This is a genomic window from Amycolatopsis sp. NPDC104775 (assembly GCF_055583325.1).
Window position 1 is genome coordinate 615105 of the sequence record NZ_JBVJOE010000003.1, and the last position, 20293, is coordinate 635397.

16 protein-coding genes are annotated in these 20293 nt (G+C 68.7%); 7 read left to right on the plus strand and 9 right to left on the minus strand.

The genetic code is table 11. The annotated features are described in order from the left end of the window. Positions 1 to 77: 77 nt before the first annotated feature. Positions 78 to 956 carry a sortase gene (locus ACZ63D_RS16985; protein WP_465355234.1) on the minus strand — a complete coding sequence of 293 codons (879 nt, stop codon included), beginning with the start codon at positions 954 to 956 and terminating at the stop codon, positions 78 to 80. Beyond that, complete coding sequence (locus ACZ63D_RS16990) at positions 953 to 3223, minus strand: hypothetical protein (RefSeq protein ID WP_465355235.1); 2271 nt, start codon at positions 3221 to 3223, stop codon at positions 953 to 955. The genes ACZ63D_RS16985 and ACZ63D_RS16990 overlap by 4 nt, the downstream gene beginning before the upstream one ends. Positions 3224 to 3357: 134 nt before the next feature. Here ACZ63D_RS16990 and pstC point away from each other — a divergent pair, with 134 nt between their 5' ends. The 4 genes from pstC to ACZ63D_RS17010 are packed head-to-tail and all read left to right on the plus strand — an operon-like array spanning position 3358 to position 7858. Continuing rightward, entirely contained in the window at positions 3358 to 4338 is a 981-nt protein-coding gene (gene pstC / locus ACZ63D_RS16995; protein WP_465355236.1) for a phosphate ABC transporter permease subunit PstC, read from the plus strand. After that, positions 4335 to 5453, plus strand: coding sequence for a phosphate ABC transporter permease PstA (gene pstA / locus ACZ63D_RS17000; protein ID WP_465355237.1), 1119 nt, complete (start codon positions 4335 to 4337; stop codon positions 5451 to 5453). The genes pstC and pstA overlap by 4 nt, the downstream gene beginning before the upstream one ends. 32 nt (positions 5454 to 5485) lie before the next feature. Then, the gene (locus ACZ63D_RS17005; protein WP_465355567.1) at positions 5486 to 6277 is read left to right on the plus strand and encodes a phosphate ABC transporter ATP-binding protein; all 792 of its coding nucleotides are present in this window, start codon (positions 5486 to 5488) and stop codon (positions 6275 to 6277) included. A gap of 15 nt (positions 6278 to 6292) precedes the next feature. After that, on the plus strand, positions 6293 to 7858 hold the full coding sequence (locus ACZ63D_RS17010) for a substrate-binding domain-containing protein (RefSeq protein ID WP_465355238.1): 1566 nt from the start codon (positions 6293 to 6295) through the stop codon (positions 7856 to 7858). 95 nt (positions 7859 to 7953) lie between these two features. Here ACZ63D_RS17010 and ACZ63D_RS17015 read toward each other — a convergent pair whose 3' ends face one another. Then, the gene (locus ACZ63D_RS17015; protein ID WP_465355239.1) at positions 7954 to 8730 is read right to left on the minus strand and encodes a globin domain-containing protein; all 777 of its coding nucleotides are present in this window, start codon (positions 8728 to 8730) and stop codon (positions 7954 to 7956) included. 68 nt (positions 8731 to 8798) lie between these two features. Here ACZ63D_RS17015 and ACZ63D_RS17020 point away from each other — a divergent pair, with 68 nt between their 5' ends. After that, on the plus strand, positions 8799 to 9134 hold the full coding sequence (locus tag ACZ63D_RS17020) for a winged helix-turn-helix transcriptional regulator (protein WP_465355240.1): 336 nt from the start codon (positions 8799 to 8801) through the stop codon (positions 9132 to 9134). Positions 9135 to 9137: 3 nt separating this feature from the next. Here the strand turns inward: ACZ63D_RS17020 and ACZ63D_RS17025 are convergent, their stop codons facing one another. Further along, positions 9138 to 9497 (minus strand): DUF488 domain-containing protein, encoded by a 360-nt coding sequence (locus ACZ63D_RS17025; RefSeq protein WP_465355241.1) that lies wholly within the window; start codon positions 9495 to 9497, stop codon positions 9138 to 9140. A gap of 97 nt (positions 9498 to 9594) precedes the next feature. On the opposite strand from ACZ63D_RS17025, the gene ACZ63D_RS17030 reads away from it, so the two are divergent. Continuing rightward, positions 9595 to 10461, plus strand: a complete 867-nt coding sequence (locus ACZ63D_RS17030) for a LysR family transcriptional regulator (RefSeq protein WP_465355242.1) — start codon at positions 9595 to 9597, stop codon at positions 10459 to 10461. 43 nt (positions 10462 to 10504) lie between these two features. Here ACZ63D_RS17030 and ACZ63D_RS17035 read toward each other — a convergent pair whose 3' ends face one another. Beyond that, entirely contained in the window at positions 10505 to 11344 is an 840-nt protein-coding gene (locus ACZ63D_RS17035; RefSeq protein WP_465355243.1) for a GH25 family lysozyme, read from the minus strand. Positions 11345 to 11557: 213 nt separating this feature from the next. Between ACZ63D_RS17035 and ACZ63D_RS17040 the strand changes: the two genes are divergently transcribed. After that, positions 11558 to 12478 carry a DUF5829 family protein gene (locus tag ACZ63D_RS17040; protein WP_465355244.1) on the plus strand — a complete coding sequence of 307 codons (921 nt, stop codon included), beginning with the start codon at positions 11558 to 11560 and terminating at the stop codon, positions 12476 to 12478. Between the two features lie 588 nt (positions 12479 to 13066). Here the strand turns inward: ACZ63D_RS17040 and ACZ63D_RS17045 are convergent. The 4 genes from ACZ63D_RS17045 to benA are packed head-to-tail and all read right to left on the minus strand — an operon-like array spanning position 13067 to position 20102. After that, the gene (locus ACZ63D_RS17045) at positions 13067 to 15697 is read right to left on the minus strand and encodes a LuxR C-terminal-related transcriptional regulator (RefSeq protein ID WP_465355245.1); all 2631 of its coding nucleotides are present in this window, start codon (positions 15695 to 15697) and stop codon (positions 13067 to 13069) included. A 29-nt stretch (positions 15698 to 15726) separates the two neighbouring features. Continuing rightward, positions 15727 to 18213: a benzoate 1,2-dioxygenase electron transfer component BenC gene (gene benC / locus ACZ63D_RS17050; RefSeq protein ID WP_465355246.1), complete on the minus strand. Its 2487-nt coding sequence runs from the start codon at positions 18211 to 18213 to the stop codon at positions 15727 to 15729. Positions 18214 to 18225: 12 nt separating this feature from the next. Continuing rightward, the gene (gene benB / locus ACZ63D_RS17055) at positions 18226 to 18735 is read right to left on the minus strand and encodes a benzoate 1,2-dioxygenase small subunit (RefSeq protein WP_465355247.1); all 510 of its coding nucleotides are present in this window, start codon (positions 18733 to 18735) and stop codon (positions 18226 to 18228) included. Continuing rightward, positions 18732 to 20102, minus strand: a complete 1371-nt coding sequence (benA, locus tag ACZ63D_RS17060; RefSeq protein ID WP_465355248.1) for a benzoate 1,2-dioxygenase large subunit — start codon at positions 20100 to 20102, stop codon at positions 18732 to 18734. Before benA ends, benB begins: the two co-directional genes overlap by 4 nt. Positions 20103 to 20293 lie beyond the last annotated feature (191 nt).

Genomic DNA, 20293 nt, shown 5'->3' on the forward strand with positions numbered 1-20293 from the left:
CCAGGGCTGCCTCGCCAACCCAGCGAAAAACCGGGCCGGGCACGGATTCCCCCGCACCCGGCCCGGTTCCGGACGGATCAAGCCCAAGCAGGCAGCAACCTCCACACCGCCGACCCCGCCAGCGCCGCCAGCGCCAGTAACGCCGGAGCGGTCAGCACATACGTCGACACCGAACGCCATCGCCGGTACAGCACCGTCGCACCGGCCGCCACCACCGCGAAACCACCGAAGGCCAGCACCAGCCGGGCCCAGCCGCCCGGGTCGCCGGTGCGGCCGTCCTGCGCGTCCGCCCGGCCGTTCTGCGGCGTCGGACGGAACGGCTTGCCGTCGAGGACCGCGGTCACCACCGTCGCGCTCGACGCCGAACCCGGCCACCACGAGTCCGAGGTGACGAGCGTCAGCCGGTCGTTCTCGGTGCGGCCGTAATCGCGGTCCTCGTCCAGGTCGCGAGACGCCGTGTCAGTCACGGTGTAGACCGATTTCCCCTGGGTCGTCGCGACCACCAGCTGGTCGCCCCGGGACAGCTCGCCGAGCCGTGAAAAAGGAGCGCCGTAGCCGGAAAACCGGCCCACCACTGCCGAATTGCCCGGCTGGCCGGGGCCCGAGGTGCCCGGAACGTGCCCCGGACCGGACATCGTTTCGCCCGGTTCCACGCCTTCGAGCACTACCTGCTGCACCCGCAGTTTCGGAATCTCCAGCACCGCCACCGGCGAACCGAACTCCGGCGGCTTCGTCACCGGTGCCGCGCCGAGCAACGTCCTGGACGCGCCCTGCGCCTGCGCCATCCGGTCCTGCAGAACGGAAAGCGCGGCCCGCTGATCGTTGTTCGCCAGCATCGGCCCGAGCGCGTAGGCGACGATGCCGAAGCACAGGACCGTAGTGACCAGCCAGCCGAGTATCGCGACGACCGTCCACTTAGGAGTCAGCTGCGCCGGGGCGCGAAGCGTCGCGGTCATGCCCGGCGTCGCAATGCGACGATCCGCGCGGCACACCGATTCACCCACGGCGGCAACGGCTTCCCCGCGGTGAAATAGCCGGTGGCCGAGGGCAAGAGCACCAACGCGACCAAGGCGAGCAACGGAATCAGCGCGCCCAGCACTCCCGCGCCCGGGAACAGCGGGATCTTCACCGCCGCGGCCAGGCTGCGCGCCTCCTGGACACTCGCCTGCGTCGGAACCTTCATCGCCAGCGCGGCCGCTTCCGCCGCTCCGCTACCGGGCGAGCCGGAGCTTGGTGTCGGACCGCCGAAACCGCCGCCCAGCGGCGTCCCGCCCGTGGCAGTGCCGGGGCCACCGCTCGCGGCCCCCGCACCAGGGTTCTGCGCCTCCTTGTGTTCCTGGCAGGAGGCTTCCGCCGTGCCAGTGCCGACCTTCGCCGCAGCGGCCTGTGCCGCGGAAAGCAGGTCAGGCGGCAGCGGAACAACGCCGGGCCCCATCGAACCCTGACCGCCGTTGGTCGCCGCTTTCAAGAAGGTCGCCAGCTGTGCCTGTTTCGCGGTTTCCGGTGCGCACGACGCGTTCACCAGCGGATTCAGCGGTGCGGCAAGAGATTCGAGGTACGTCAACGGGTACGCCTCCGGATCATCGCTGCCGACAATCCGCACGGAGCCGTCCTCCGCCTGCTGCGTGTGGGCGGCCGCGGCCTGCAGCGACTTCGGAGTCGGCGCGACATAACCGCCCTTGCCGTTGGGCACGGCCACCGGAGTCCAGCCGTTCTCGGTCGCGGTGGCCAGGTCGGTGACCACCCAGTTGAGGCACCCCTTCTTGCACGTGCCGCCGGTCCCGAGCGTGACAGTGTTCACCTGCTTGCGCACGTTGATCTGACCGGTCTTCGCGTCGACATTGTGCGTGACGCTGGCATCGCCGAGATTGAGCGCGTTGAGGTCGGCGACCACGCCGACCGGTCCGCCGCTTCCTCGCAGCGGTTTGTTCTCGTGGTTCACGAAACGCGCATACGTCCAGGCAGGCAATCCGTTCAGCCTGCTGCTGAGCACCAGCGGCACCGTGCTCGCCCCGGCTTCGCCGGTAACCCCGTAGTAGTCGGTGCCGTCCTGGCCTTCCCGCGTGTTGGGCGCCAGCGCGGCGTTCTCCGCTCCGCTGACCGCCGCCAGCGCGGGATTGCGCTTGACCAGGTCGGACGCGTCGGTGAAGATCCCGCCCCGGCCGGTGCTGCCCGGCAGTTCACCGCCTTTGGTCAGCAGGTTGGCCAGATCGTCCCAGCTGAACGCGAGGTTGTCGGACAACCGCGTCTTCAGCGGGTTGCCGCGGTCGTCGCGGTCGGTGGGCGTCCAGCCCACCGCGGCGAGCACGGTCGCGTTGAGTCCGACGGGAATGTAGCTCCGCTTCCGGACCTGTTGCGCGGCAAGCGTTCCTCCGGAACCGGTGACCACCACGTCCGAATCGCCCTTGTCGAAGGAGGTCAGCCCGACGTCCTCGGTCTCGTTCACGATGTTGACCGGCTGCGCGGCTTTCGTCGGTGCGCACAGCATCTGGTTCCAGGCGACCGCGGTGCGTCCGAAGCGCTCCGGCATGCTGCCGGTCACCGTGCTCGCCCCCACGCCGCCGCATCCTTGGATGCGAATCCCCCGGGCGGAGGTGCTGAACGCGAGCGAACTGTCGTACACGATCGTGGCGGGGCCGGGAGTCGCCGCCGGGACGGTGATCTTCAGCGTCAGGGTGCACGGATGGCTTTCGTCGCAGGAAAACGAGTACTGCTTCTTGTCCGGGTTGTTCGCCCACGGATCGCCCGGGCTGTTCGGGAGACTCGTGAAATCGGGATCGTAGAAGACCGGATGCGGCACGGCCGCCCCTCGGGGAGCATAGGTGTCGAACACGATGTTCTGCGTGGCCGCGCTCCGGCCCTGGTCCAGAAGCGGGCCGGGGAAGGTCGAACCCGACAGCTCGTCATTGAACCGCCCGCAGTACGCGGCGACCCGGGCCGCCACCGAGTGGTCCGGCGCCAGCGTCGCGGGATTCAGCAACGCGTCCCGCAACGGCGCCGGGCACACGAAGAAGGTGGCCTTGGACTTGGCGGGCAGCCCGGAGATCGTGATGTGCAGCGGGTCGCCGTTCTGCGCGTGCGCGGGATCCGTGCCGGTCACCCGCACCTGGTAGTTCACCGGACTCGGCTGCGTCTGCGCGGACGCGGCGGGCACGACGGCGACGCCGAGCACCGCGAGCGCCCCGGCGGCGAACACGAGCGCCACGCGTCTGAAGCGGTTCATGGGTTCAACTTCTCCAGCGTCGCGCGCGGCGTCAACAAACGGGAACGGAACGCGGGCGCCGGTTCACGCACGCGCCGTCGGGCCTTCGCTGTCCAGCCAACTTTCCCCGCTCCCGGCTCGCGATACTCGCTGCCGTGACCGTCTCGTCCTCCGCGTCCGGCCCCGCTCCGCCGGACCGTCTCGTCCTCGCCGATCTGCCGTCCCGCGCCGACCGGCTCTTCCGCCGCGTCACGAGCGGGGCCGGGCTTTCGGTGCTCGCGCTGCTGATCGTGATCGGCTTCTTCCTCGTCTACCGCTCCGTGCCCGCGTTCGAGGCCAGCGGTTTCGGCTTTTTCACGACGATCCGGTTCGACCCGGCCTCCGGGACCTTCGGCGTCCTCGGCCTGCTGTACGGCACGGTGGTGGTCGCGCTGATCGCGGTCGCCGTCGCCGTGCCGTTCTCCGTGCTGGCCGCGTTGTTCATCAGCGATTACGCCAGCCCGCGCATGCGCGGATTCCTCACCGGGCTGGTCGATTTGCTCGCGGCGATCCCCAGTCTGCTCTACGGGCTCTGGGGATTCAGCTTCCTGCGCCCGTACATCACCCCGCTGTCGCAATGGCTGACCGACAATCTCGGCTGGTTCCCGTTGTTCGGCACGAAACCGGGCGCGGTGCTGTTCAATTCGATGTTCGTCGCGGGGCTCGTGGTGTCGCTGATGGTCATTCCGATCACGACGTCGGTGATCCGCGAGGTGTTCACCCAGACCCCGCCCGGGGAAAAGGAGGCGGCGCTCGCGCTGGGCAGCACCCGCTGGGGCATGGTGCGCACCGTGGTGCTGCCGTTCGGTCGCGGCGGGATCGTCGGCGGCTCGATGCTCGGGCTCGGCCGGGCGCTCGGCGAGACGATCGCGGTTTCCCTTCTGCTGCCCCAGGTTCCGGAGGTGACGACACATCTGCTGGAGTTCGGCGGGGCGACCATTTCCGGTTTCATCGCCAACAACGCGGGTCAGTCCGGACCCGCGCTGAGCGGGTTGATGGCCGCCGGATTGATTTTGTTCGCTTTCACGCTGGCCACGAACTTCACCGCTTCGGTGATCATTTCCCGCAGCCGTTCCGGAGCGGGAGTCGACGCGTGACCGCCACCGAAATCCGTGCCGAGAAGGAAACCGCCGCGGCACGACCGGTCCCGGTTCGCCGTCGCACGTCCGCGACCACTCCGCAGGATCGGCTGACGGCGCTCGGCTGCGCCGCGTCGGCGACGTTGCTGACCTGGTTCGTGATGCACCAGCTGCTGGTGTCGCCGGGCTGGCTCGCCGACCTCGTCGTGGCGTATCTGCTCTATCTCGGCATGCTCTACCTCGTCACCCGAGATCGGCTCGGCCGGCTCGCCGCGGTCGACAAGCTGGTGTCCGCGGTCGTGGTGAGCGGCGCGATCGGCCTGCTGATCCCGTTGCTGTTCCTGCTCGGCTACATCGTCCTCAAGGGCGTGCCGAGCCTGCGGCTGGCCTTTTTCGGGCACGACATGTCCGCGGTCGCGCCGACCGACCCGGCGACCGCGACCGGCGGTCTGCACGCCATTGTCGGCACGCTGGAACAGACGGCGCTCGCGCTCGTGTTCGTCGTTCCGCTCGGTGTGCTCACCGCGGTGTTCCTGAACGAAACCCGGTCCCGTTTCCGCCGTCCGGTGCGGATCTTCGTGGACGCCATGAGCGGTCTCCCGTCGGTGGTCGCCGGGCTTTTCGTCTACGCGGCACTGATTCTGCCGCCCGCTCAGCTCGGTTTCTCCGGGTTCATGGCGACGCTCGCGCTGACGATGATCATGTTGCCGACTGTCACCCGCACCGTCGACGTCGTGCTCCGCTTGGTGCCCGACGGTTTGCGCGAGGCCGCGCTCGCCCTCGGCGCGAGCCGCGCGCGGACGGTCTGGTCGGTGGTGCTGCCCACCGCGCGCACTGGCGTGAGCACCGCGATCATCCTCGGCATCGCGCGGGTGGTCGGCGAGACCGCGCCGCTGCTGTTCACGTCTTTCGGCACGCTTTCGATGAACTACAACCCGTTCAGCGATCCGCAGGAAAGCCTGCCCCGCTTCGTGTACCGCTACATCAAGGAACCGCTCGCCTCGGCGCAGGAACGCGGATACATCGGCGCGCTGGTGCTGATCCTGCTGATCTTCGCGCTGTTCGCCCTGACCCGGCTGATCGGCCGCAAACGCTGGTCGGCGCGCCGCACGAAACCCAGGAGTGCCCGGTGACCGAAACCCTCGAAGCCCGCGAACCCGTCCGGGTGCTCGGCGGGCCGCCGCCCGGCGCGGCGACGCTGGAGGCACGCGGAGTGCACGCCTGGTTCGGCGACCGGCTCGTGCTGGAAGACGTCACCCTCGCGATGCCCGCCAACGAGGTGACCGCGCTGATCGGCCCGTCCGGCTGCGGCAAATCGACCTTCCTGCGCATTCTCAACCGGATGCACGAACTCGTCGGCACCGCGAGCCTGGCCGGGGAGGTTCTGCTGGACGGCGAAGACATCTACGCCGAGGGCACCCGCGCGCAGCACGCCCGGCTGCGGATCGGCATGGTGTTCCAGAAGCCCAACCCGTTCCCGGCGATGTCCATCCGGGACAACGTCCTCGCCGGGCTCAAGCTCGCCGGCGTCACCTGCTCCGACAAGGACGGACTGGTCGAGCAGAGCCTCGAGCGGGCCGGGTTGTGGCGCGAGGTCCGGGACCGGCTGAACTCCCCCGGCGGCGCGCTGTCCGGCGGGCAGCAGCAACGGCTGTGCATCGCGCGGTCGCTCGCGGTGCAGCCGAACGTGCTGTTGATGGACGAACCCTGCTCGGCGCTCGACCCGACCTCCACGCGGCGCATCGAGCAGACGATCGTGGAGATCTCCGACGAGGTGACGGTCGTCATCGTCACGCACAATATGCAGCAGGCGCAACGGGTTTCGCATCATTGCGCGTTTTTTCTCGCCGGGGAGAACGAGCCCGGGCGGGTGGTCGAGCACGGTTCGACCGAGCAGATCTTCGAAAGTCCGGAAGACAGCCGTACGCACGATTACGTGCACGGCCGTTTCGGCTGAACTGGGGAGTTTTCGATGCATCGCACGAGATGGCTCGGGCTCGGCTGCGCGGGGGCGTTGCTGGCCGGCCACGTTGTGCTCGCGCCCGCCGCCGAGGCGTTCAGCCAGGTCAACGGGTCCGGCTCCACTTATGTCGGGCTCGCGATGAGCGATTGGCAGCACGGTGCCAATTCTCGCGGTATTCCGGTGAATTACAGCGCGCTCGGGTCTCCGGCCGGGGTCAATCAGTACGGCGATCGCACTGTCGATTTCGCTGGCACCGAAGCGGAGGTCAGCTCGCTGGAGGCGGCGGGAGGCGGCGGAGCCACCGCGAAACAGCGTGGATACCAGTATGTTCCGGACGTCGCGGGCGCGGTGGCGGTGATGTACAACGTCACCGACGCCGGCGGGCGCCGGGTCGACACTCTGCATCTGACCCGGGACGTGGTCGCGCGGATCTTCGCCCGGCAGATCACGCGCTGGAGCGATCCGGCCATCAGCGCCACCAACGGCGGGTTCGCGCTGCCGGATCAGCCGATCACCCTGGTCGGGCGCAGCGGGCAATCCGGGACGACGGCGTTGTTCTACGACTTCGTGGCGCATGTCGCGCCGGGGCCGTACGGCGATTTCGTCGGCCGGAATGTCGACAAGGGGATCGGCCCGCTGCCTGCCGGGGTCCGGCCGATCCAGCTGCCGACCCGGGGGCCGGACGCGGATTTCTACCGGCTGTTCGCCGATTCGGACCAGATCGCGCAAACGCTGGCCAACGGCAGCGTCCCGTTTTCCATCGGATACGACGAGTTCGGTTACGCCAAGAAGTACAACGCGCCGACCGCGTGGGTGGAAAACCAGGCCGGGAAGTACACGCTGCCGTACGCGGCCAATATCGCGGCGGCGTTGACCAAAGCCAACCTGCGGCCGGACCTCAGCCAGGAACTGTCTGGGGTTTACGCCAACCCCGATCCGTCAGCTTATCCGATTTCCGCGTACTCGTATTTGATGACGCCGTGCGCGGCCGGGCGGGACACCTGCAAGGGCGGGTATCCGGACGGGGCCAAAGCGGACACCATGACCGCGTTCATCGAGCAGGTCGCTTGCGACGGGCAGATCAACATGGCGCGGATCGGGTATTCGCCGCTGCCGCCCAATCTGTCGCAGGAAATGATGAACGCCAACGCCCGGCTGACCGGACGTCCGCCCAAGCAGCTCACGGCGGACAATTGTGCCAATCCGACGTTTCACGGCAGTCTCGGGGCTGGGGCCACCGCACCGCAGGATCCCTTTGTCGCGCTGGGCGGAGTGGATGCGCTGACCCACGGCGGCACCGGAAACGGGCCCAAAGCCGGGGTGAAGGAAGGGCCGAAGCCGTCGAACGGCGCGCAGGCTTCGACGGGTCCGGGGGCGTCGTCTTCAGCCGGTCCGGAAGCGTCGGAAGCCAATGGCGGATCGCGGGATTGGCGCAATGCCGAGCCTGCCGCATATCAGGGCGGCGGATTCGGCGGATTCGGAGCGTGGGCGGCATTGGTGTTGTTCGCGGCGATTTGCGTGCCGTTAGTGGTGCGCGGAATCATCCGGCGGTGGCGGCGGGCGGAACAGCGCTGAACCGCGGTGGCCGGACGCGGCTGACCCCCAGTCCGTGGAACGGGAACGGACCAATTCCCGGCTCCCCCGGCAGCCGCGACCGGCCGAGTCCGAGGTCAGTTCCCGTTCCACGGCGGTGCCGACCCCCAGCCCCAGCGCGGCACCGGCTGATCGCCCGCGGGCCCGGCGTCCGGCGCGGAGAACACCACCGCGAGCCTGCTTCCCCATTCGAGATACCCCGCGAGCGCGGCACGGAACTCCGGGTCGGCGGGCAGCCCGGCCTCGTCGGCGGAGGCCAGCAGCAGCGAGACCCAGCGCTGCCGCTGCGGTTCGGTGATAGCGCGCCCGGTGTGCCGGGAGATCATGTGCGCGTGCCCGCCGTGCCGGGCGGTGTACTCGGCCGGGCCGCCGAACACCTCGCCGAGCCAGACCGCCACGTGCGCGGGGTGCTGCGGGCTCATCCCGGCGAACACCTCGGCGAGCAGGTCGTCCTCGGCCACCTTCGCGTAGAACACCTCGGTCAGCCGGGCCAGCGCGGCAGATCCGCCCGCCCAGGCGAAAAGCGTCGGCACCGCGCCGCCCGGACCGGCCACGTCGGTGCGTTCGTAATGCCGCATTTCCTCGATCTGCTCGACATAAGGCCGGATCTCGGCGAAGAACGCGGCGAAATGCGGCCCGCCCCGGAAACCCTGGAGGTGCGCGTCGGCCGAAGTCCAGACGATGCGCAGGACGTAGCCGCCCGGCTCGTCGGCGGCGCGCGCGAGTTCGTAGTCGTGGCACTGTTCCGCCGCGGCGAGTGACTTCGCTGCCCGTGCGTAGGCGGCTTCGAACTCCGCGTGCCCGCCCTCGGGAATGCGGTAGCGGATGTACTCGATGATCACCGGGTCACCCAAGCACGCACCGCGCCGGCCGCCTAGTACGCACTTGCCGGTGCGTACCCGCGGCAGACGATGATGGAGGGATGAAAGCGCGCTACTCGTGTCCGGTCGAACTGGCCGTCGACGTCATGGGCGGGAAGTGGAAGCCGGTGATTCTGGCGCGACTCAAGGAAGGCCCGCACCGGTACGGCCAGCTGCGCCGGGCCATTCCGTCGATCACCGAGAAGGTGCTCACCGAGCAGCTGCGGGAGCTGACCGGGGCGGGGCTGGTGAACCGGACCGAAGTGGACGGCCGCGTGCCGACGGTGGAGTACCGGCTGACCCCGGAAGGCGACAAGCTGCGCCCGGCGCTGACCGCGCTGTACGAATGGGGCAGCCAGTACGCCGAGCGCAACGGAATCTCCGTCGGCACTTCCTGACCGTCAGGAGCGCAGCAGGTCGGCCAGTACCGCCGCTTCGCTGATGTCGCTGCGCTTGGTGGCGGTCAGCAGGGTCAGCGGACCCTTTTTCGCCAATGCGCGCAAGTGGTCCAGTGCCTCCGCGCGTTCTGGTTCTTCCAGTTCCGCGCGGTAGCGTTTCGCGAATTCGTCGTAGCGATCCGGGTCGTGCGCGTACCACTTGCGCAGTTCCGTCGACGGGGAGATCTGTTTGAGCCAGTCGTCCAGGTGGGCGCGGTCCTTGCTCAGCCCGCGCGGCCACAGCCGGTCGACCAGGATCCGCGAACCGTCGGCGGACTCCGGCTCGTCGTAAACCCGGCGGACCTGGATTCGGCGTGTGCTCATCGGGCTCGCGGCTCCTTCCGGCATCGGACGCCCGTGCACCGCCCAGCGTCCGCCGTCGGCCGCGGCAGCGCAAACGAAGCGGGTATAACCCCAGGGTATGGAACTGCGTCAGCTGCGGTACTTCGTCGCCGTGTTCACCGAGGGGTCGATCAGCCGGGCGGCCGGGTCGCTGCTGATGTCGCAGCCCGCGCTGACCCGGCAGATCCGCGTCCTCGAACGCGAACTCGGGACGCCGTTGTTCGACCGGGTGCCGACCGGCGTGCAGCCGACGGTGGCCGGCCGGGCCTTGCACGAGCACGCGCGGCAGCTGCTGCGGCTCGCGGACGCGACCCGGGAGGTCACGCGGTCCGCGGCTCCGGTCAAAGAGCAGGTCGAAATCGCGTTGCCGCCGGGGATTCCGCAGGACTGGGTGCTCGTGGCGCTGAGGGAGATCCGCCGGCAGGTGCCGGACGCCGCACTGTCGTTTTTGGACGCCAGCAGCACCGAGCAGCTGCGGATGCTCAGCGAAGGCCGGATCGACATCGGCCTGGTGCACCAGAATCCGCCGTCGACGCTGCACGGGCAGTTCCTGTTCGAGCATCCGTTCGGCGTCGCGATCCGGCCGGGCCACAAGCTTTTCGGCCGTGCCCGGTGCCGGTTGCGGGAACTCGACGACGTCCGGGTGCTCGCGCACGCGCGGGCGCAGGTCCCGGCCGGGCACGACCAGATGCTCGCCGCGGCGCACGGGCTCGGGGTGTCGCCGCACTGGCGGTTCGCCCGGTTCAACGAGAACGCGCTGGCCTGCGCGGAAGCCGTCGAGGCCGACGCGGTGCTGCTGAGCAGGCCCAGCGCGACCCGGATGCTGCCCGGCTGGGCGTGGAGCGAACTGGTCGAGCCGAGCGTCCCGCTGACGACGTGGGCGGCGTGCCAGCCGCAGACCCGGCGGATCGTCAGCGCGGTGCTGGAGGTGCTGGCCGCCTGCTAGCCGGGTCCGCCCGGGAGCGCGGCGGCTCCCGGGCGGCGCCGGGTCAGCCGGTGGCCAGCACCTTCAGCCGGTCGAGACCGGCGCTGAAATAGTCCTGGTCGAGCGGCGTCGAGGTGTACTGCCAGAAGGTGTAGAACCCCCAGTGGTAGGGCAGCGTTCCCGGCGACGACGCGTACGCCGCCACCCACAGCGGGTTAGTCGAGCTGAAATCGCCCCTGTTGCCGGTGCACTGGGTCCACCAGCTGTTCGCCGTGTAGATCACCGGCCAGCGCGACGTCTTCGCGTGGTACTCGTCGCTGAACGCCTTGATCCACGACACCATCGCGGATTGGCTCAGCCCGTAGCAGGCGGAACTGGGCCCCCATTCGATGTCGAGCGTGCCGGGCAGGGTCTTGCCGTCCTTCGACCAGCCGCCGCCGTGCGCCACGAAGTAGTCCGCCTGCGCCGCGCCGCCTGAGATGTCAGGACGGCCGTAGTGGTATGCGCCGCGGATCATGCCGACGCGGTACGAGCCGTTGTATTGCTGGGTGAAATCCGGGTTCTGGTAGCCCGTTCCCTCGGTCGCCTTCACGTAGGCGAACCGCTTGCCCTGGTTCCAATAGGACTGCCAGTTGACCGCCCCCTGGTAGCTGCTCACGTCGATCCCCGACGTCGTCGTCTCGACCGACGCCGGCGCGATGGTGGTGCCGCCTCCTTCGTGCGCCCGGATGGAAGCGCCCATCTGATGGTTGTCCGGCGTTTCGGCCGAGGTGCTCGCGGCTGCGGCAGGTGCAGCCGCGGCGTTCGGCGCGGTCGCCACGAGCAGGGCGGCAGCCGCGGCGAACACCGCTCCGGTCAGGCGACGGCGCGCCCTCCCGACGGGTCCCCAGTGGTGAGTGGTCATTGACAGGTCCTTTCGGATGCCCTCGCGACGTGCCACCCGATCAGGTGGCACGAGGACCTGATTCTGTTACTAAACGTAAGGCACTGTCACTGCTCCAAGTGAACTAATTTCCACTTGATCGGACAATGAGAAAGACATTCTCAGTAGGCCGTTGCGGTCGAGTTGCCCGAAAACGCCCATCCGCCGGCCGCTTCCGACTTACTCTCCACCGCCATGTCGACCTCTCGAAGAACCCGGACAATCCTCCCGCTCCTCCTGGCCGTGCTCCTCGCACTGGCCGCGACCGGCGCCGGCACCGCGCAAGCGAGCGAACCGCCCCTCCTGCACTTCAACCACTCCTACGGCGTCCTGGACCGCGAAACCGCCGACGCCATCGAGCATTCGGCCTACCTCAAGGATTTCGCGAACTTCCAGGTCCGCACCACCACCGGCGCGGGCGGCGAGAAGTGGACGGGCCGCTACCTGATGGGCCGCGAAACCTACCTGGAACTCTTCGGCGTCGGCGACGTCCCCGGCAAGGACGGCGACCTCGGTTCGGCGGGCCTGGGAGTCTCGGTCGAACACACCGGCGAGCTGTCCACAGTGGTCCAGCAGCTTCGCGACGCGGGTGTCGCGAACCCCGTTCAATTCCTTCAAACCCGCGACTTCGGCGACGGCAAGCCAGTCCCGTGGTTCGACGGAGTCCTCACCACCGACCAGTACGACACCTTCGGCGCGTGGGGCATGGAATACCGCGCGGAGTACTTCGCCGACCCGCGCAGCAACACCGGCCCCGCGGCCTACCCCGGCGACGTCAGCCGCAACCGCTACCTGCCCGACGACTACCGCACCCACCAAATGCGCGACGTCACCGGCATCCGCCTGGGCATCACCGCCCGCGACCTGAACAGCACCCTCCCGCTGCTGCGCGCCGGAGGCATGACCGTGCGCCAGCTTCCCTCCGGAGCCCTAGCCACCGACGGCCTGACCACCATCCGCTTCGACGCCGTCCCCGCCGACCAAGTCGGCCTGCGCCAGATCGACCTGGCCCTCAACGCCCCCACCGCAACCTGCCACGTAGAACAACTGGGCAACTCAACGCTCACCGTAGGCCCCGGCGCACACGCACGCTGGACCTTCAACATCCGCAGCTGACGCTGTAGGTGAAGGTCCTTGAGGGCACTCGATTCCCTCAAGGACCCCTCCCACTCCTGACCATCAGGGTTCGTGAGGGCCACCCTCACGAACCCTGATTGCCTCACGGTGCCCCTCACGAACTTCCGAGCCCACAAGAGACACCCTTGGCCAAGCGGGCTTGAGGACAGACCTACCTCGCGCGGCCTAGAGAACACAGCCAAACGAAAGACCACTCACCTCAGCGATCCCCGCAACCTGTCAGCCACGCACCCACTCCGCAGCCACCCCATCCCACCAACCCCCAGCGCAGCCACACCCCCCCGCACCCCGATACGAAGCCAAAAACACGGCGCGGGGGGGGGGGGGGGGGGGGGGCTTCCCCCTCTCCCCCCCCCCCCCCACCCCCCCCCCCCCCCCCCCCCCCCGTTGACACAAAAAACAAAAACCCCGTGGTGGGGGTTTTTCCCACACCCTCCCCCCCCCCCCCCACCCCCCCCCCCGCGCCGTAGTCACAATCACCTTCGGGGTGCCCCCACCGAGGCCCACGCGCAATGTCGCCCCCCGGGCGACGAGCCGCCCCTCACCCCCAGGCGACGAGCCGCCCCCTCACCCCTCCCCAGACCGCAACACAGCCAGCTCAGTCCTCCCCCGAATCCCCAACTTCGCATAAATCCGGGTCAAGTGATACTGCACAGTCTTCACCGAAAGAAACAACTCCGCAGCCACCTCCCGATTGGACTGCCCCCGGGCCACCATCCGCGCCACCGCCTCCTCCTGCGGCGTCAGCCGATCCACCCCGCCCCTCGGCACATGCACGCCCCCAGCCCGCAACTCCCTCTCACACCGCTCCACACACGTCACCGCCCCCATCGCCGCGAACCCGTCCCGAGCAGCACCCAACTGCGCGTCCGCCCGAGCCCGCCGCCCCAGCCTCCGCAACGTCTGCCCATACGCGAACGCGATCCGCGCCTGGTCATACCGCAACGGCAACCCCGAAATCATCTCCACCGCGGCGTCAAACGCCCCCACCGCCCCCACATGATCATTCCGCGCCCCCAGCAACCTCCCCCGCGCCGCCGCAAGCCGAGCCCGAGCCGATACCTGCTCCCGTTTCCCCGCAGCCCGCTCATGCGGAGCCAGAAACGCATCCGCCTCCGCAGACCGTCCACTCAGGACCAAAGCATGCGCGTACAAATCCTGCCAAGGCCAATGCCCAGGCTCATCCACGGCCCCAGGCAACGACAACCGCGTCAACGGATGCAACGCCCGCAACACCCCGGCCGAATCCGCGGCAGCCTCCGCGACCTGCGCCCGAGCCAGCAACGCAGGCACCCGCATGATTTCGTAATCCAACGGTCCAGCAGCACAAGCCAGCAAGGCTTCCTCCGCCCGCCCCGGATCTCCGCGCAACGCATGCACTGCGGCCGAAGTCCACTGCAGCAACGGCGCGGTAAGCACAATCCCTGTCCGGTCCACCAGCGTCAGCGCTTCCCGAACCACCCGCAACGCGTCGTCCCACTCCCCGCTCAGGAACAACGTCCGCGCCAGCCAAGCCTGCGCCCACAGCGAAATCCGCGCCGACCCACCCAGAAAACTCGTAGGCACCGCACTTTCCAAATCCACCCGAGCGTCGTCGATCCGGTCGGTGAGCAGATTCAGCCACCCGCGCGCCATCACGACCCGCTGGGCCTGCGCCCCGTGCCGAATCCGCTCGGCCAGCTGCCCGTAGTCCCGCCGAGCCTGCTTGGCCCGCCCCGAAGCGGCCAGCCCCAGCCCTCGGATCGCCGCGGCTTCCACCGCCGCCGGAGTGTCCGGAACGGCCAGCTCGAGCGACCGATCCGCCCACCGCACCAGATCCTCCGCCGAATACCGGCACAGCGCGTCCAGCACATACCGCTGACATATCAACGCGGCAGTCTCCGGATCCCGTGAAGCGTTGACGATATCCCAGGCTCGGCTCAACCGTCCGCCAGCTTCCGCGGCGCGGCCGCGCACCACCGCGAGGTAGCCTAGAACCGCGTCCCGCAACGGAGTCTCCCGCACGCTCTCGACTTCCGGCGCGAGCGCAGCAGCCCGAAACACATCGCCAGCACCGATCAATGCGTCGACCGCCCGAGTGATCCGAGCCTGCCGCAGCTCAGCGTCCTCGGTAAGCCGCCCAGCATCGTTGAGCAGCACCGCGGCCGTCCCCCACTCCCCCGCCGCGGCCCGCTCGACGGCCAGTGCGTCAAGCCGGTCCGCGACACTCGCGTCCGGCACTGGACTCGCCGCGACCAGCAACCGCAAGCTGCGCGCCGGATCATCGACCAGCTCAGCCGCCCGCCGCTGCAGCTTCGCCCGCCGTTCCGGCCCCAACCCGGCGAGCACCGCCGCGCGCACCATCGAATCCGGCGGTCCCACCTCGGCCAGACCGCGCGGCGCGAGTTCGACCAGCCCCGTCGCGCACGCCTCGTCCAGCACCGGCAACGGATCGCCCTCAAGCTCAGCCAGCGACGCCACCGACCGCACCGCTGCACCCGCGCCCAGCACCGCGGCAGCCGCGACAAACCGTTCTGCCGCAGGGGAAACCTGCGAGATCCGCTCGCGCACTGAAGTGGCGACCGCTACCGGCGCAGGCAGATTCGGATCAAACCCGGCCCACGTAGCCCGCGGCACCTCGGTCAGCAACTGCACGACCGCGCGCGGTCGGCCAAGCGTGTGCCGACACAACCGTTCAGCCATCGTCGGATGCAAGGCGATACCCCGCGCCGAGGCCAGTTCGGTCACGTCCGCCGCGGTCAACGGCGGAACGCGAACTTCGTCAGCCGACATCCGGGCGAGCAGCTCCAGCACCTCCGCCCTAGCGCGAGAATCCCCGGTCGCGGCGATGAGCAGTACCGTCGCCCGCGCCGCGGGATGGTGCCGCAGCAACGACGAGAGCGTCCGCATCGAGTCCATATCGGACAGTTGCGCGTCGTCGACCATCAGCAGCGTCCCCGGAATCAGCTCCGCCGCGATCCGACCCGCGACCGCCAACGGCCCGCCTTCGGCCGACAGGTCCGGGAACAGCTGCCGCAGCACGGCAAACGCGCAGTCGCTCTCCCATTCGGCCGCGGTCGCCTGGAGCACCGGCCCCGGGAAAGCGTCCGCGGCCCGCCGCGCCAAGGTGGTGCGCCCGCATCCGGCCGGACCGCACAACAGCACCGCGCGCCCTGCCCGCGACAGCAGGTTCGCCAGCTCTTCCGCAGCTTCGGTCACGGTCCTCTCCGCTTCGCCGAACGCCGCCGTCAGCCGAGATCGCCCCCGGCGACGGGCAGGACGGTGCCGGTGACGTACGAGGCCTCGTCCGAGGCCAGGAACGCGATCGCCGCGGCCTGCTCGTCCAGGGTGCCGTACCGCTTCAGCAATGACGACCCGACAGTCTGGTCGATATGCGCCTGGAACCACTCCCGTTCCTGGTCAGTGGCCGGTTCGGGACCGCCGCGCGGGATCCGCCGCGGCGGCGCTTCGGTGCCGCCCGGCGCGGTCGCGACCACCCGGACGCCGGCGTCGGCGTACTCGAAGGCCAGCGACGCGGTCAGCGCGTTGATCCCGCCCTTCGCCGCCGAGTACGGGATCCGGTGGATGCCGCGGGTGGCCGCCGACGAGACGTTCACGATCACCCCGCCGCCCCGCTGCGCCATCGACGGCAGCGCGGCCCGGCAGGAGAACAGCGTGGTCAGCAGGGACCGGCGGAGTTCGGCCTCGATCTCGCCCGGGCCGAACTCGGTGAACGGCTTGAACCGCAGCGCGCCGCCGACGTTGTTGACGAGCACGTCGATCCGGCCGAACCGGGCCAGCGCGGCTTCCGCGACCGCCTGCGCGCCCGCCCAGGTCTCCAGGTCGGCGACCACCGCCGCGGCCTCGGGCAGCTCCTCAGCCAGGCCGCTGACCAGGCCGGACCGGTCGGCGAGTACCAGCGTGCCGCCCTCCGCGGCGATCCGCCGGGCCGTCGCCTCGCCGATCCCCTGTGCGGCGCCGGTGACCACCACGACCTTGCCCGCGAAGCGTCCTGGCGACAGGAATTTCGGCCCCGCCGCCGCTCCGCCCATCGCCCGCCGGGTGGTGATCTTCGACCGTTCCGCGTGCTCGGCGACCAACCGGCGCGCGGTCGCCCGATCACCAGACTCGAACGCGGCGACCAGGTCCAGGTGGTCCTGCGTGCAGCGCGGATGACACCAGGTCGCGTTGCGCAGCGTCTCGGCCATGTGCCCTTTCACGCCGAGCGCCTGATATGCCTGCAACAGGTGTTCGTTGCCGGTGAGGGTGAACAGGTAGTCGTGGAACGCCGCGTTGGTTTCGGTGTAGGCAGCGGCGTCCAGGAACCGGTCACCGTCCACATAGGGCACTGTCGACTCGGCCAGCAGCCGGTATCCGGCGAGCTGGCCCGACGTCAGCCGTCCGATGGTCAATTCGAGCGCGCCCAGTTCGAGCGCTTGCCGAGCCTCGAAAACCGCGTCCGATTCGTGCACCGACGGATGCTCCTCGCCGATTTCGTACTCACCGGGCGATTCCTGCGGCGCGGGCAGCATTTCCTGGCCCGCGATCGTGCGGGCGACCCGCGCTTCTTCCGCGGCGGACAGCGCCGCTCCAGCCCGCAGCGGCACCAGTTCGACTGCCGGGAACAACTCCTGCCCCGCCAGCGCGCGACCGGCGACGAACTCCAGCTCCGGCTCGGGTTCCGGATCGGCCGCGATCGGCTGCACCGGGATCTCCGGCACGCGGACCGGTGCGGCGAGCGCGAATTTCTCGTAGTAGAACCCAGTCGGCTCGAATCCGGCCGACGCGAAGTGTCCCCGTACCGCCTCCACCATCGGCGGCGGACCGCACAAGTAAACCGCGACGTCCCCGCCGTGCAGATGCTCATCCCGGATCAGCGTGGTCACGTACCCCTTGTGCGGCGCGGCGCTCGCCGGATCCGAAACGCAGTAATCCCAGGTCAGCCCGGGAACCTCGGCAGCGAGCTTCTCCAGCGTCGCGGTCTCGACCAAGTCGTCGTCGGTGCTCACGCCGTACACGAGGTGCGCTGGCCGAGTCGCGCCCGAATCGCGCATAGTGCGCACAATAGACAGAATAGGCGCGAGCCCCGTACCCCCGGCCAGCAGCAATACCGGCCGATCCGTCTCGCGGAGGAAGAAGCTCCCATGCGGCCCGGTGAACGTCAGCTCGTCGCCCGATTTCGCCCGTCCGGTCAGGTAATCCGACATGACGCCGCCGGGCGTGAGCTTCACCAGGAAAGTCAGCCGCTCGTCGCCGGGCGCGTTGCTGAACGAATACGACCGCGTCGCCTCAGTCCCCGGAACCGTGACGTTCACGTACTGCCCCGGCAGGAACGCGAGCCGATCCCGGTCACGGATCTCGACGGTCAGCGACATCGTCGTCGGCGAAAGCCGTTCCAGGGCAACAAGAGTACCGTGATGTTCCGCGGCCTGCGTCTTCGCGACCGCCGACGTGCTCGCGATCTGCAACACCAGATCGGACTTCGGCTTCATGCTGCACGGCAACACATACCCGCGCTCGGCCTCGTCCGCACTCAGGGCGTCTTCGAGATAGGAACCGCCCTCGTACTCCCCCGATTCGCAGAAAGCCTTGCAGGTTCCGCACGCGCCGTCCCGGCAATCGAGCGGGATGTTGATGCGCTGCCGGTACGACGCGTCCGCGACGGTCTGGTCCGGCGCGCACGTGACAAAGCGGGTGACACCGTCCTCAAAGGACAGAGCGATCCGGTGGTTCATGACCGCCTCCGCTCAGAAGTGGTACACGTCGACGACGTGGTGGATGTAATCGTTCTTGAGCACCACCGTCTTCCGCCGGATCAGCGGCGACGGCCCGGAGAAATCGATGGTATAGAACGAAGTCCCGTAATACGGATCGACCGTGTGATACCGGAAGTACATCGTGTGCCAGTTGAACCGCACGTCCACCAGCTCGCCGTGCCGCTCGATCAGTTCGACGTTCGTGATGTTGTGGCTGGTCCGCGGTTCCGGGATGGACGTCGCGCTCGAGCGTTCGGTGCGGATCCGGAACACCCGGTCCTCCAGGCCGCCCTTGTTCGGGTAGTAGATCAGCGAAATCTCCCGCTGCGGATCTTCGGTGAGCAGACCGTCGTCGCCCCAGGAAGGCATCCAGTACACGACATCGTCGGCGTAGCATTCCAGCCACTTCTCGAATTCGCGGTCGTCCAGATACCGCGCCTCGCGGTAGAGGAACTGCTCGACGTCGTGCTGGGTGATGGTCTTCTCGGCGGCGGCGGTCATCGGGCCTCTTCTCGAACAGCCTGCTCACGGGCGATCGCCGCGCGCATGGTTTCCTGCCAATACCCGTGCTGCACCGGATAAAGACCCTCGTCCTCGTTCTTCTGCCCGGCCGACACGACACCGTCGAGCCCGAGCGACGAAGCGACTTCGTCCGGGCCAGTGAGCCAATGCCGCGCACCACGGCTCATGTCGTTCCACGGCGCGGCCGTCGCGCGGAAAGTGAGCTGGCAGGACCGGAATTCCTCCAGATCGTCCGGCGTCGCCATGCCAGAAGCGTTGAAGAAGTCCTCGTACTGCCGGATCCGCCACGCCCGCGCCTCGGCGCTCTCGCCTTTCGGCGCGATGCAGTAGATGGTGACCTCGGTCTTGTCCGGCGCGATCGGCCGGAAATGCCGGATCTGCGTCGAGAACTGGTCCATCAGGTACACATTGGGATATACACACAGATTCCGGGACCCGCGCACCATGAACTCGCCCTTGGCGGCGCCGTATTTCTCCTTCAGCTCCGCCATCCGCGGCCACAGCGGGCGGTCCTGCGGATTGCCCGCCCACGTCCACAGGCACAGGTGCCCGTGCGGGAACGACCAGTAGCCGCCGCCGGATTTCCCCCACGAACCCGCGTCGAGGGTCTTGGTGTCGTTGGCCGATTCGCCGGTGTTGCGCCGGGCCGTGGTGGCCGCGTAATTCCAGTGCGTCGCGGTGACGTGGTAGCCGTCCGCGCCGTTCTCCGCCTGGACCTTCCAGTTGCCGTCGTAGGTATACGTGGACGCCCCGCGTAGTACTTCAAGTCCGTCCGGTGACTGGTCCACGAGCATGTCGATCACCTTCGCGGCGTCGCCGAGATGCTCGGTCAACGGCAGGACGTCCGGGTTGAGACTGCCGAACAGGAAACCGCGGTAGGACTCGAAGCGGGCGACCTTCGTCAGGTCGTGCGAGCCGTCGGTGTCGAACGACTCCGGGTAGCCAGCTCCTTCCGGGTCCTTGACCTTGAGGAGTTTGCCGTCGTTGCGGAAGGTCCAGCCGTGGAAGGGGCAGGTGAGCGTGGGCCGGTTGTCGCGTTTGCGGCGGCAGATCATCGCGCCGCGATGCGCGCAGGCGTTGATCAGGCAATGCAGCTCGCCGCCCTTGTCGCGAGTGATGACGACGGGCTGACGGCCGATCGTCGTGGTGAAGTAGTCGCCCGGATTCGGCAGCTGGCTCTCGTGCGCGAGGTAGATCCAGTTGCCCTCGAAGATGTGCTTGATCTCGAGTTCGAAGATCTCCTCGTCGGTGAAGATCCGGCGGTTCGCGCGGTAGACGCCCGCCTCCGGGTCCTCCACCACCGCGTCCGCGACGACGGCGGCGGCGTGGGCATGCGTCTCGGTCATGACTCCTCCAACGGGCCTGGCGATCGGCACTGATCGGCTCCCCAGCAGGGGTTTCCCGCACTGTGCCAGCCCGTGGCGGCGGCCACACCAGGACAAAACCCAGTCCTGACCTAGGGTGGGATTATTCGTTTCCGTTTATCAATCGCACGCAAACCGCTCCTTGTCTTCTCTCAATGCCGGAACCTACGGTG